This is a genomic window from Caballeronia sp. EK, assembly GCF_014384845.1.
In the GTDB taxonomy this organism is placed as follows: domain Bacteria; phylum Pseudomonadota; class Gammaproteobacteria; order Burkholderiales; family Burkholderiaceae; genus Caballeronia; species Caballeronia jiangsuensis.
In genome coordinates, this window is sequence record NZ_JACSUE010000007.1 from 543,050 (window position 1) to 555,678 (window position 12,629).

The 12,629-nt window shown below is 59.5% G+C and carries 9 protein-coding genes and 1 pseudogene; 9 read left to right on the forward strand and 1 reads right to left on the reverse strand.

Annotated features, from left to right (window positions below; translation table 11 throughout):
• Positions 1-2 precede the first annotated feature (2 nt).
• Complete coding sequence (locus IAG25_RS23885) at positions 3-899, reverse strand: LysR family transcriptional regulator (RefSeq protein ID WP_187607038.1); 897 nt, start codon at positions 897-899, stop codon at positions 3-5.
• Between the two features lie 217 nt (positions 900-1,116).
• Here IAG25_RS23885 and sdhC point away from each other — a divergent pair, with 217 nt between their 5' ends.
• The 9 genes and pseudogenes from sdhC to IAG25_RS23930 all read left to right on the forward strand — a co-directional run bounded on the left by sdhC (position 1,117) and on the right by IAG25_RS23930 (position 12,626).
• Positions 1,117-1,527, forward strand: a complete 411-nt coding sequence (gene sdhC / locus IAG25_RS23890) for a succinate dehydrogenase, cytochrome b556 subunit (RefSeq protein WP_035500390.1) — start codon at positions 1,117-1,119, stop codon at positions 1,525-1,527.
• 2 nt (positions 1,528-1,529) lie between these two features.
• The gene (gene sdhD / locus IAG25_RS23895) at positions 1,530-1,898 is read left to right on the forward strand and encodes a succinate dehydrogenase, hydrophobic membrane anchor protein (RefSeq protein ID WP_187605503.1); all 369 of its coding nucleotides are present in this window, start codon (positions 1,530-1,532) and stop codon (positions 1,896-1,898) included.
• A 5-nt stretch (positions 1,899-1,903) separates the two neighbouring features.
• Positions 1,904-3,679, forward strand: coding sequence for a succinate dehydrogenase flavoprotein subunit (gene sdhA, locus IAG25_RS23900; RefSeq protein WP_187607039.1), 1,776 nt, complete (start codon positions 1,904-1,906; stop codon positions 3,677-3,679).
• Between the two features lie 21 nt (positions 3,680-3,700).
• Positions 3,701-4,402 carry a succinate dehydrogenase iron-sulfur subunit gene (locus IAG25_RS23905; protein WP_008354056.1) on the forward strand — a complete coding sequence of 234 codons (702 nt, stop codon included), beginning with the start codon at positions 3,701-3,703 and terminating at the stop codon, positions 4,400-4,402.
• 190 nt (positions 4,403-4,592) lie between these two features.
• The gene (locus IAG25_RS23910) at positions 4,593-5,015 is read left to right on the forward strand and encodes a nuclear transport factor 2 family protein (protein ID WP_187607040.1); all 423 of its coding nucleotides are present in this window, start codon (positions 4,593-4,595) and stop codon (positions 5,013-5,015) included.
• A gap of 1 nt (position 5,016) precedes the next feature.
• The gene (locus IAG25_RS23915; RefSeq protein WP_187607041.1) at positions 5,017-5,649 is read left to right on the forward strand and encodes a TetR/AcrR family transcriptional regulator; all 633 of its coding nucleotides are present in this window, start codon (positions 5,017-5,019) and stop codon (positions 5,647-5,649) included.
• A gap of 107 nt (positions 5,650-5,756) precedes the next feature.
• Positions 5,757-7,616, forward strand: coding sequence for a dihydroxy-acid dehydratase (gene ilvD / locus IAG25_RS23920; RefSeq protein ID WP_187607042.1), 1,860 nt, complete (start codon positions 5,757-5,759; stop codon positions 7,614-7,616).
• A gap of 674 nt (positions 7,617-8,290) precedes the next feature.
• Positions 8,291-10,686, forward strand: a pseudogene (gene vgrG / locus IAG25_RS23925) (type VI secretion system tip protein VgrG).
• Positions 10,683-12,626 (forward strand): phospholipase D-like domain-containing protein, encoded by a 1,944-nt coding sequence (locus tag IAG25_RS23930; protein ID WP_187607043.1) that lies wholly within the window; start codon positions 10,683-10,685, stop codon positions 12,624-12,626. Before vgrG ends, IAG25_RS23930 begins: the two are co-directional and overlap by 4 nt.
• The last annotated feature ends 3 nt before the right edge of the window (positions 12,627-12,629 follow it).

Below are 12,629 nucleotides of genomic sequence, written 5' to 3' on the forward strand. Positions count from 1 at the left end.
TGTCACGCCGATGACGTAACGATGTGGCGCGCGATATCGAGGAAGTTGGCGGTCTTGGCGGCCGTCGCGTCGATGCGCGAGGCCAGTGCGAGACGAATCGTGATCGCGCTGCCGAGGGCATCGGTGTAGGCGACGCCATCGACCTGAATCTGACACACGGAAGCCGGCACCAGCGACACACCGAATTCCGCCGCGACCAGATTCACGACTGATGAAAGCTGCGGCGCCTGCTGCCCGGCGACTGGCTCGAATCCCGCTTCACGGCACGCGCCGATGATGACGTCGTGCAGGGTCGGGCTCGCTTCGCGGGGCAGCATCACGAAGGGATCTTCCGCCAGCGCCGCGAGCGGCACCTTGCGTTTCTTCGCGAGCTTGTGCGTGGCGGGCAGCACGATTTTCATCGGCTCGATCGCGATGTGATTGATCTGCACGCCCGCAGGCGACTGGCTGCCGAGCCGAACGAACGCGACATCGACACGGCCGGCGTCGAGATGGGCGAGCAATTGCGCGGTGTTGCCCTCGGTCAGTGTGAGCGTGACGTTCGGATAAGCCTGCCGATACGAGCGGATGAGTTTCGACACGACCGGATTGAACGCCGCCGACCCGGTGAAGCCGATATTGAGTTGCCCGATCTCGCCGCGCCCCGCGCTCTGCGCCTTTTCAACGGCGAGACGCGCGTCGTTCATGAGGCGCTTGGCATCGACAGCGAACGCCTCTCCCGCTTCGGTCAGCACGACGCCATGCCCGGTGCGCCGGAAGAGCCGCACGCCGAGTTCGTCCTCCAGAGCGTGAATCTGCTGGCTAAGCGGCGGCTGGCCGATGCCGAGCCGTTCCGCCGCGCGCGTTACGTTGCGCTCCTCGGCGACGGCCAGAAAGTAGCGAATGTGGCGCAGTTCCATGCGATATCTGTCAAAGATATTTCAGAAAGACGAGATAGATATTGGACAGTATATCAATCGCGCGACAAAATACCGCTATCGCGCAGTGCGCGGGCAAAAAACTTATCCCCAACGACATCGCCGGGCGCTTTTCGAGGCGGATCAGGCTGGACGAGTCGCGCCCGTGTCGTGCATCGACGACGCGCGAATCGTCAATCAGATTGGGAAGGGGTCTAACGTGGCTGAAGCATTGAAAAAACCAAGGCCGGAATACCGGAACATCGGAATCGGCCAGCTCGCGAAGTATCGCTTGCCGCTGGCAGGGAAGGTCTCCATCCTGCATCGTGTGAGCGGGCTCTTGCTCTTCGTGTGTCTGCCGTTCATCCTGTACCTGCTCGATCAGAGCCTCACGTCGGAGATCTCGTTCGACGCGTTCAAGGGCTTTCTCGCCAACCCCATCGTCAAGATCGTCACGCTCGTGCTGTCGTGGGCGTATCTGCATCACTTCTGCGCGGGCATTCGCTTTCTGCTGCTCGACACCCACGTCGCGGTGAACAAGGAAGGCGGCCGTCAGACCGCCCTCATCGTGCTGATCGTTTCGCTGTTGCTCACGCTCGCGATGGCCCTCAAGATCTTCGGAGTGTTCTAAACATGGCAACGCAAAATCGAGTCGGCCCCAAGCGCCTGGTTGTCGGCGCACACTACGGTCTGCGCGACTGGCTCGCGCAACGCATCACCGCGGTGGTGATGGCCGTCTATACCGTCATTCTGCTGTTCTGGTTCTTCGGCGCGCACAACTTCTCCTATGAAGGCTGGGCGGGCATTTTCGCGACCCAGTGGATGAAGCTCGCGACTTTCGTGGCCTTGCTTTGCCTCTTCTACCACGCGTGGGTCGGCATTCGCGACATCTGGATGGACTACGTCAAGCCGATGAGCTTGCGCCTGCTCTTGCAGGTATTGACCATCCTGTGGCTGATCGGATGCGCCGGCTACGCCGCACAGATTCTCTGGAGAGTTTAAAGAACATGGCTGCAATCAAGACTTCCCTGCCGCGTCGTCGCTTTGACGTGGTCATCGTCGGCGCGGGCGGCTCGGGCATGCGCGCATCGCTGCAACTCGCGCGCGCGGGCTTGTCGGTGGCGGTGCTGTCCAAAGTGTTTCCGACGCGCTCGCATACGGTGGCCGCGCAAGGCGGCATCGGCGCATCGCTCGGCAACATGAGCGAAGACAACTGGCACTATCACTTCTACGACACCATCAAGGGCTCCGACTGGCTCGGCGACCAGGACGCGATCGAGTTCATGTGCCGCGAAGCGCCCAACGCGGTGTACGAGCTCGAACACATGGGCATGCCGTTCGACCGCAACGCCGATGGCACGATCTATCAGCGCCCGTTCGGCGGCCACACCGCGAACTATGGCGAGAAGCCGGTGCAACGCGCATGCGCTGCGGCCGACCGTACCGGCCACGCGCTCTTGCACACGCTGTATCAACAGAACGTCGCGGCCAAAACGCATTTCTTCGTCGAATGGATGGCGCTGGATCTGATCCGCGACGCCGATGGCGATGTGCTCGGCGTGACCGCGCTCGAAATGGAAACGGGCGAGGTCTATATCCTCGAAGGCAAGACGACGCTGTTCGCCACGGGCGGCGCGGGGCGCATCTTCGCGGCATCGACGAATGCGTTCATCAATACGGGCGACGGCCTCGGCATGGCCGCGCGCTCGGGCATCGCGCTGCAGGACATGGAGTTCTGGCAGTTCCACCCGACGGGCGTGGCGGGCGCGGGCGTGCTGATCACCGAAGGCGTGCGCGGCGAAGGCGGCATTCTGCGCAACTCCAACGGCGATCGTTTCATGGAGCGCTACGCGCCGACGCTGAAGGACCTCGCGCCGCGCGACTTCGTCTCGCGCTCGATGGACCAGGAGATCAAGGAAGGCCGCGGCGTCGGTCCGAACAAGGATCACGTGCTGCTGGATCTGTCGCACATCGGCGCCGAGACGATCATGAAGCGTCTGCCGTCGATTCGCGAGATCGCGCTGAAGTTCGCCAATGTCGACTGCATCAAGGAGCCGATTCCGGTGGTGCCGACCATCCACTATCAGATGGGCGGTATTCCGACGAACATGCACGGTCAGGTCGTGGGCACCGCGAAGGGCTATGACGATCCGGTCAACGGCTTCTACGCGGTGGGCGAATGCTCGTGCGTTTCGGTGCACGGCGCGAACCGTCTGGGCACGAACTCGCTGCTCGATCTGGTTGTGTTCGGCCGCGCGGCGGGCAATCACATCATCAAGCACGCGAAGGAACTGAAAGAGCACAAGCCGCTGCCGGCCGATGCCGCCGACTTCGCGATGGAACGCCTCGCGGTGCTGGAGAAATCCACCTCGGGCGAGTACACGCAGAACATCGCCAACGATATCCGCGCGTCGATGCAGGCGCATGCGGGCGTGTTCCGCACGTCGAAGCTGCTCGAAGAAGGCGTCGGCAAGATCGCGGAACTGGCCGAGCGCGTGAAGCACGTGCATCTGAAGGACAAGTCGAAGGTGTTCAACACGGCGAAGGTCGAGGCGCTGGAACTGGCGAACCTGATCGAAGTGGCGCGCGCGACGATGGTATCGGCCGAAGCGCGCAAAGAGAGTCGCGGCGCGCACGCGCACAGCGACTACGAACATCGCGACGACGAGAACTGGATGCGTCACACGCTGTGGTTCAGCGAGGGCGATCGGCTGGATTACAAGCCGGTCCAGATGAAGCCGCTGACGGTCGAATCGGTGCCGCCGAAGGCGCGTACCTTCTAAGGAAAGCGCAAGGAAATCGAAATGGCAAAACGTATTTTTGAAGTCTATCGCTACGATCCGGACAAGGACGCGGCGCCGCGCATGCAGTCGTACGAGCTCGATCTGACGCATGAACGCATGCTGCTCGATGCGCTGGTGAAGCTCAAGGAAGTGGATGAGACGCTGTCGTTCCGTCGCTCGTGCCGCGAGGGCGTGTGCGGCTCGGACGCGATGAACATCAACGGCAAGAACGGGCTCGCGTGTCTGACGAATCTGAATGAACTGCCGCAGAAGATCGTGCTGCGCCCGCTGCCGGGACTGCCCGTGGTGCGCGATCTGATCTGCGACTTCACGCAGTTCTTCAACCAGTATCATTCGATCAAGCCGTACCTGATCAACGATACGCCGCCGCCCGAGAAAGAACGCCTGCAATCGCCGGTGGAGCGCGACGAACTGGATGGACTCTACGAGTGCATCCTGTGCGCGAGCTGCTCGACGTCGTGCCCGAGCTTCTGGTGGAATCCGGACAAGTTCGTGGGCCCGGCGGGCTTGCTGCAAGCCTATCGCTTCATCGCGGACAGCCGCGATCAGGCGACGGGCGAACGCCTCGACAACCTGGAAGATCCGTACCGTCTGTTCCGTTGCCATACGATCATGAATTGCGTCGACGTGTGCCCCAAGGGGCTCAATCCGACCAAGGCGATCGGCAAGATCAAGGAATTGATGGTGCGCCGCGCTGTCTGATATCCGGATCGAACGAAGAAATGGCGCAGCCTCGAAAGAGGCTGCGCCATTTTTTTATCCGTGATTTCGCCACGAAGTGAAGTGATTGCATAGCTAACCATAGCTGTGGGCGCTGATATTTCGATCTTGTAATGAGACTGTTGTCTCACTAGAATGAATCGGAAAGCATGACCCGCGCAAGGAGGCAATCATGACGCTGACCCCTGTGGAGATGGACCGGAAGATCGACGAGCATTTCAACTTCGAGCGACGCGACGATGTCGAAGGCGTGCTCGCGACGCTCACGGAAGATGTCGAACACGATGTCGTCGGCTGGCCCGCCGGTCCCGCGCATGGACGCGCGGGTGCGCGGCCTTTCTACGAAGCGTTGTTCGCTGACCTGTCGGAGAGCCGGGTCGAGTGTCTGCGGCGTCTTTATGGCGATGGCTTCGTCATCGACGAATCGTTGTGGCGCGGCAAGGCGCCGGGCAGACCGTTCGGGCTCGAAGGCCGTGGGCGTCCGCTCGAATTTCGCATGCTGCATGTGGTCGAATTCAGCGAGCGCGGACAGATCAGGCGTGAGAACGTGTGGGTGGATCTCGCGGCGATCATCGGCCAGTTGCCGCAGGCCTGACATGGCAGATCCGTCAACGAGCACGCGCGGCAATCAGAAGCAGCGCACGCGCAAGGATCTGCTGCTGGCGGCATCGCGGCTCATGAAGCAAGGGCACAAGCCGAGCCTGGAGGAAGTTGCGGTTGAAGCGATGGTGTCGCGCGCGACGGCGTATCGGCACTTCACGAGTGTCGACGCGCTCTTGCTGGAAGCATCGCTCGATGTCGATACGCCGGATGCTGACAAGCTTTTTTCCGCGCGCGCGTCGGCTGATCCGGTCGCGCGCTTGCTGCGTGTCGATGCTGCGCTCCACGACATGATTCTCGCCAACGAAGTGCCGCTGCGCATGATGCTCGCGCATTCGCTGGAGCGTGTGGCGAAGGGCGAAGCCGCGGAGGAAGTGCCGTTACGGCAGAATCGCCGCACGCCGTTGATCGAGGCGGCGCTGGAGCCCGCGCACGATCAGTTCAAGCCCGCGGCTATCGACACATTGACTCAGGCGCTCGCGCTCGTGATCGGCACCGAGGCGATGCTGGTCTGCAAGGACGTGCTGCAACTCGACGACGCGCGTACGCGCAAGGTGAAGCGCTGGGCGATTCGCGCGCTGGTGGATGCGGCGAGGCGAAGCGAATTGGACGAAGCAGGTATGGGATAATCCCAAAATTCGCGCCCGCCCGACCCAAAAGGTCGCCGACTCCGGCGCGCAAGGGCCTTTACCCTCGTGGCCCGCTTTCATTCAGCGATATTCCAACAGCAACCACGATGCCCACATACCGTTCCAAAACCTCCACCGCCGGCCGCAACATGGCGGGCGCGCGCTCGTTGTGGCGTGCCACCGGCATGAAAGACGAAGATTTTTCGAAGCCGATCATCGCCGTCGTCAACTCGTTCACGCAGTTCGTGCCGGGCCACGTGCACCTGAAAGACCTGGGACAGCTCGTCGCGCGCGAGATCGAGGCCGCGGGCGGCGTGGCGAAGGAATTCAACACCATCGCGGTCGATGACGGTATCGCGATGGGTCACGACGGCATGCTGTATTCGCTGCCGAGCCGCGACATCATCGCGGATTCGGTCGAATACATGGTCAACGCGCATTGCGCCGATGCGATGGTCTGCATCTCGAACTGCGACAAGATCACTCCGGGCATGCTGATGGCCGCGATGCGCCTGAACATCCCCGTGATCTTCGTGTCGGGCGGCCCGATGGAAGCGGGCAAGACGCGCCTCGCGAATCCAAAGACGAAGGCCATCGAACTGAAGAAGCTCGATCTCGTCGACGCGATGGTGATCGCCGCCGACTCGTCATACTCCGACGCGGAAGTCGCGGAAGTCGAACGCTCCGCATGCCCGACGTGCGGCTCGTGCTCGGGCATGTTCACGGCCAACTCGATGAACTGCCTCACCGAAGCGCTCGGCCTCTCCTTGCCGGGCAACGGCACCGTCGTCGCGACGCACGCCGACCGCGAGCAACTCTTCAAGCGCGCGGGACGCGGCATCGTCGAACTGGCGCGCCGTTACTACGAGCAGGAAGAAGCGCGCGTGCTGCCGCGCTCGGTGGGCTTCAAGGCCTTCGAAAACGCGATGACGCTCGATATCGCGATGGGCGGCTCGACCAACACCATCCTGCACTTGCTGGCCATTGCGCGCGAAGCCGAGATCGACTTCACGATGACGGATATCGACCGTCTTTCGCGCACCGTGCCGCAACTGTGCAAGGTCGCGCCCAACACGAACAAGTACCACATCGAGGACGTGCATCGCGCGGGCGGCATCATGGCGATCCTGGGCGAGCTGGATCGTGCGGGCAAGCTGCATACCGACGTGCCGACCGTGCATGCGCCCACGCTGAAAGATGCGCTCGATCAGTGGGACGTCAAGCGCACCGAGGACGAAGCGGTCAGGACCTTCTACATGGCAGGTCCCGCCGGCGTTCCGACGCAAACGGCGTTCAGCCAGAACACGCGCTGGCCGAGTCTCGACACGGACCGCGCCGAAGGCTGCATCCGTTCTAACGAACATGCGTTCTCGAAGGAAGGCGGTCTCGCGGTGCTGCGAGGCAATATCGCGCTGGACGGCTGCGTGGTGAAAACCGCGGGCGTCGATGAAAGCATTCTCGTGTTCGAAGGCACGGCGCACGTCACCGAATCGCAGGATGAAGCCGTGGAGAACATCCTCAACGACAAGGTCAAGGCCGGCGATGTCGTCATCGTCCGATACGAAGGTCCGAAGGGCGGTCCGGGCATGCAGGAAATGCTTTATCCGACGAGCTACATCAAATCGAAGGGTCTCGGCAAGGCGTGCGCGCTCTTGACGGATGGCCGCTTCTCGGGCGGCACGTCGGGGCTGTCGATCGGTCATTGCTCGCCCGAAGCGGCAGCGGGCGGCGCGATCGGGCTCGTGCGCGACGGCGACAAGATCCGCATCGACATTCCGAATCGCACGATCGACGTGCTGCTCTCCGACGATGAACTCGCGCTCCGTCGCGAGGAACAGAACGCGAAGGGCTGGAAGCCGGCGAAGCAGCGTCCGCGGAAGGTGTCGGCGGCGTTGAAGGCTTATGCGAAGCTGGTGATGTCGGCGGATAAGGGCGCGGTGCGGGATTTGTCGTTGCTTGATGATTGAGGGTGGTTGATTGCAGTGTTGAGAGCCGCTCTTTGGAGCGGCTTTTTTATGGGTCGTCGTGGAGTTTCCGGGAGACAGATTGTGAATAGGCTGTAGTCGGCCAGCTCCTGCTATTTGCCTCAGGCGTTTGAGTCCGTAAGTTGGTGACGGTGCTGGCTTCGATTCGTGCGCGGGCCGCCGCTTAGAACGCATCTTCGCTCTCGATCAGCGCTGAACGGCTTCAAGGAAGACAAAGCCGGGCTTGGCATGTCACTGACTAAACGCAGCAATATCAGTCGTAGGCAGCGTACGCTGCAATATGGCGGGCGTTCACGGGCTGACGCTCGATACCTCGCCTACCCCTCGCGACAAACACTCTGACGTGCCACGCGAACACTTATGTCCAGCTTCGTTGAGTGATTCGCTCAAGTTTCAGAAATGCGCATTTAAGACAGCTCCGAAAAGCTGGCTCTCGCTAAAAACCTAAGTTACTGATTGACCTCAAGCAATCGCATAATCCATATGGACTGCGACATGTTTATGACCAAAAACAGAAAGTATTTATGTAATCATCCCCGCAATGGCTGAATGGTGGACATCGCGTAATCGTAGAGCAGAGTCCGATGGAGCTGGAATTGGACCGCCCCGGTGTTTTCCATTAAGCCGGACGGCGCAACCTCAGGAGTTCTCTTCGCATGTCGATGGTCATACCCAGTCAGGCCTACAGCTTGACCCTCAAGCCGCAATCGGCACCGATCTCGGTTCTCCGATTCAGTGGGCAAGCAGAAATCAGTAAGCTTTACGAATACCGTATTGAGTTCACAAGCCCGGTTGTTGACATTCCGATGGATCAGGTCGTAGGCAGGCCGGCGACGTTCTCCGTCGAGCCCGTCGATCCTACTCAAGATTACCTGGAACAGATGTTCGGGTCGCGATGGAAAGACTTCAGCAAGATGCCGTCGAAGTACTCGACCCACGGAGTTATTCAGCGCTTCGAGAACCTCGGGCCATCGGCCGACGAAACCCGCTATCGCGTCACGCTCGTTCCGGAAATAGCAGACCTCGCCAGGGCGAGGAAAAGCAGGCTATTTCAAAAGCAATCCGTTGTCGAAATCATCACGGATACGTTGCGCCACTACGGCTATCGACTGGGCGTCGATTTCGACTTCAAGAGTTTGCGCGGAAAATATAAGCGGTTCGAGTACGTTACTCAGTTTCACGAAACTACGCCGCGCCGGGCGACAAGACCACGGACGGTGTCGATAGTCATTGGGGCGAGCACTACGAGACGCTGGAAGAAGGTCGCGAGATTGCGCGTCGGCGTCACGAGGAGCATCTGGCCACGCAGATCAGCTATCGCGGCCGGGGCAATCCGTTCTCGCTCGAAGTCGGCGAGGTGATGGGGCTTGATGCGAATCCAAAGGATGCGCCGCACGGGCTCTTCATCACGTCGATCCGCTGTGGTGGTGGACGTGGCACGTCGTATTGGACTGCCTTCCGCGCGATTCCGGCGGATCGCCGATGGCGCACGAGCATCGATTCGGTCAAGCCACCGAAGATCGAAGGCATTCTTCCAGCACGGGTGGATTCTCCCGGCAAATACCAATACAGCTATTTGACGGAGAAGGGGCTGTACGTCGTGAAGATGCCGTTCGATCTGGACGAGTGGAGTCCCGGTGGAAGGAGCCGTGCAATCCGGATGGCCAAGCCGTATGCGGGCGCCAACTATGGGCACCACTTTCCGTTAATTGACGGGACGGAAGTCGCGCTCATTTTTACGGCGCAAGATCCGAATAGGCCGGTGATCATGGGTGCACTGCATGACAGCCTGAATCCGGATCTTGTCAATAACCTCAACAACACTCGGAACCTCATCAGGACCGCCGCGCAAAACGAATTGCGCATGGAGGATAAAGAAGGCATCGAGCATATTCACCTGACCACGCCGTATCAGACCAGCGAGCTGAATCTGGGGCATATGGTCGATGGTGATCGCAAGGAAAGGGGTAGGGGCGCGGAATTGCGCTCGGACGAGCATGTGGCGGTGCGCGCAGCGAAGGGCGTGTTCATTTCCGCCGATGCTCAGTTTGCAGCGAACGGCAAGCAACTCGACATGCAGCCTGCTCAAGGTCTGCTCGAACAGGCGTATCAGCAGATGCAGTCGCTCTCCGAAGCGGCCAAGGCGGCGCAGGCGATCGCAGCGGATTACGAGAAGCAGAAGCAGTTTCTTGACGAGACTCTGACCCAACTGAAGAAGGCGGGCGTGTTGGTAAGCGCTCCCGACGGCGTTGGCCTTGTGTCGGGCTCGCACATGCAGTTCAGCGCGAACCAGAACCTCATCGCGACAGCGGGCGGTAGCGCCGACATTGGCGTGCTTAGGCGATTTACCGTTGCGGCGGGCGACGCGATTTCGATGTTCGCGCAGCGGATGGGGATGAAACTGTTTGCGAAGGGGAAAGTGGAGATCCAATCGCAGAACGACGAGATGGCGCTGTCAGCGCTCAAGGACGTGACGATCTCCAGCGTAAACGGTCGTCTCGTGCTTTCGGCGGCGAAGGAAGTCTGGATTGGCGCAGGCGGGTCATACGTCAAGATCAACGCTAACCGGATCGAGAACGGCACGCCTGGCGACATTCTGGAAAAGTGCGCCGCGTGGAGCAAAGCAGGTGCGGCCAGCGCGCAAATCAGCAATACATTGCCGAACGCACTCCCGGCCGAAAAGCTCATCTTGAACATGGCATCCTCGCCTTCCGCGAAGCTCAGCATCCCGCAGGATGTTCCTTACAAGCTATACGCAAAAGGTTCTTTGGTGGCGCAGGGCGTGATCGATGCGACGGGAAAAATTCTTGTCGATCATCGCCCTGGCACCCAGTCCTATCGAGTTGAGCTAGCAAACGGCGTGGCTTACAACATTCCAGTTAACGAAGAATTTCGGGGTGACGCCGTCAACGGTAATTTGGCGAACCAAGGCTTTCATTTCTTTGAGCAGGGCGAGACCGCTGACGGGGAAGATCGAGCGGCACATCGTCAACATTATTACAACCTTCTGAATCCGAATAACGACGACGCAGAAACGGAAGCACAGTCATGAGCGAGACCGCAGCAATTACGACACCAATCGCGCAGGCATGCGGAAATACCGCGACGCTGACGTTGCCTCATTATGTACAGGAGGCCGAGTACAAACCGAAGGCGGCCACGCATCGTCCGTTGGTGTGTGGAGAGGAAGCATTTGCCGCGGTGTACGATGCGATCAGCGCCGCGCAACATACTATCGACATCGTTTGTTGGGGCTTTCAACCGTCCATGTACTTCAAGCGCGGCACCTCTGGGCAGGGCACCGTGCCAATCGGGCAGCTGCTTTTGGAGAAGGCGAGTCAGAACAAGAAGATACGCTTGTTGGTTTGGGGCGACTCGCTGCATCTTGCGCAGTTCTCGGAGAACATGATGCCGGGAGGACGCTTCACAACGGCCAATGACAACCGGAACTCGACGCAAAAAGAATTCGACGCGTGGTGGTATGGCCAGGTCAAGATGGACAGAAAGAACGCCACGAGCGGTCTAAGCGTAAATTTCGCGGCTCGTGTTGTACGTGATCCTGCGTTCAACCGGATCGAATTCGCAACGCGGGATTTCGACGTGATCGAGCGCGCGGAAATTGCATGGCGTAGCGCCTACGACAGTAAATATTCTGACCGTGGAACGCATGCCAGGGTAATGAATAGCGTGGCGCTTACCTCGTTCCCTACGCACCATCAGAAAATGGTGTTGATCGACTATGAATACCCCGATGTTGCGACGGGCTTTGTGATGGGGCACAACACGCTCGACGAATACTGGGACACCCACGGTCATAGCCATCTACGACTACATCCTCAAATGGGCCGTAATGGCTTCCATCCGCGCCAGGACATTTCCGCCCAAGTAACAGGGCCGATTCTGATTGATCTGAATGCAAACTTTTGTCAGGCCTGGGATGCGGCGACGGGGCAAAAGTTGACGGAGCAGCGGCGATCCGCTAAGCAACCGGCCCTTCGTTGTGGCCAGGATGACGTACCGGTGATGGCGCAGATTCTGCGCACCCAATCTCAGTACGGCAAACACGGCATCAGAGATATCGAAGCGCTATATCTACAGGCGCTTAATAACGTCAGTAACTTCATCTATATCGAGAATCAATATTTTCGTTTTCCCCCGTTCGCGGAAAAGCTGATGAAGCTCGTGCAAGCTTATCAGGCGGGTGGACGCAAGCCGCCTCTTTACCTTTTCGTCGTCACAAATTCGAGCGACGAGGGAATGGGCGACGGTACGGTCAGCACGTACCAGATGCTCAATGCTCTGGGGCGCTCGGATGTGTTGCCAGGGGTTGCGAAGCTTGAACGGGCGGACGACTTCGAGAAGCAGTATAAGGAAGCGCTCGACGCGGAGAAGCAAGCCAATCAGGCGCTTGATCGCGCGGAGCATATCCAGATCGATCCGTTTTCCGGTTCGGCAGTGGGAGTCGCAGACTATTTCGCACGTCTTCAGCAGGACGCTGCACAGGCGTCTCAGCACGCGGCCGATGTGAAGGCGAAACTGGAGGGGGCGAAGACGGAGGATCCGCAGAAGGTGGATATTCCAGGCCTCAAGGTACATATTTGCACGTTAGTACCGCCCGATACGCCGAAAGGCATGCAGTGGGACGAAGTGTACATTCACTCGAAATTGATGATCATCGACGATGTGTTCGTTACGCATGGATCAGCCAACGTTAATCTGCGCAGCATGCAGGTGGATAGCGAACTGAATATCTGTCACGAGTCCGCTCGGGTCACGCAGCCTTTGCGGGAGAAACTTTGGCGGATTCATAGCAAGGGCATGGGCGTGGGGAAAAAGAGTTCGAGTGGGCGTCTTGATGCCGAGCATGCATTTAAAAAATGGGGTGAAATTATTCAAACGAACAAGATCGAGAAGCTCGAGGGACTTAACACTCCATACGCTTCCTTAGTTGAATTCTACAGAGATAGTCCGAAGCGAACCTATAACGATTAAAGA

Coding starts and splice junctions, on each gene's coding strand:
- IAG25_RS23885 (WP_187607038.1), bottom strand. CDS start 899: ATGGAACTGCGCCACATTCGCTACTTTCTGGCCGTCGCCGAGGAGCGC.
- sdhD (WP_187605503.1), top strand. CDS start 1,530: ATGGCAACGCAAAATCGAGTCGGCCCCAAGCGCCTGGTTGTCGGCGCA.
- sdhA (WP_187607039.1), top strand. CDS start 1,904: ATGGCTGCAATCAAGACTTCCCTGCCGCGTCGTCGCTTTGACGTGGTC.
- IAG25_RS23905 (WP_008354056.1), top strand. CDS start 3,701: ATGGCAAAACGTATTTTTGAAGTCTATCGCTACGATCCGGACAAGGAC.
- IAG25_RS23910 (WP_187607040.1), top strand. CDS start 4,593: ATGACGCTGACCCCTGTGGAGATGGACCGGAAGATCGACGAGCATTTC.
- IAG25_RS23915 (WP_187607041.1), top strand. CDS start 5,017: ATGGCAGATCCGTCAACGAGCACGCGCGGCAATCAGAAGCAGCGCACG.
- ilvD (WP_187607042.1), top strand. CDS start 5,757: ATGCCCACATACCGTTCCAAAACCTCCACCGCCGGCCGCAACATGGCG.
- IAG25_RS23930 (WP_187607043.1), top strand. CDS start 10,683: ATGAGCGAGACCGCAGCAATTACGACACCAATCGCGCAGGCATGCGGA.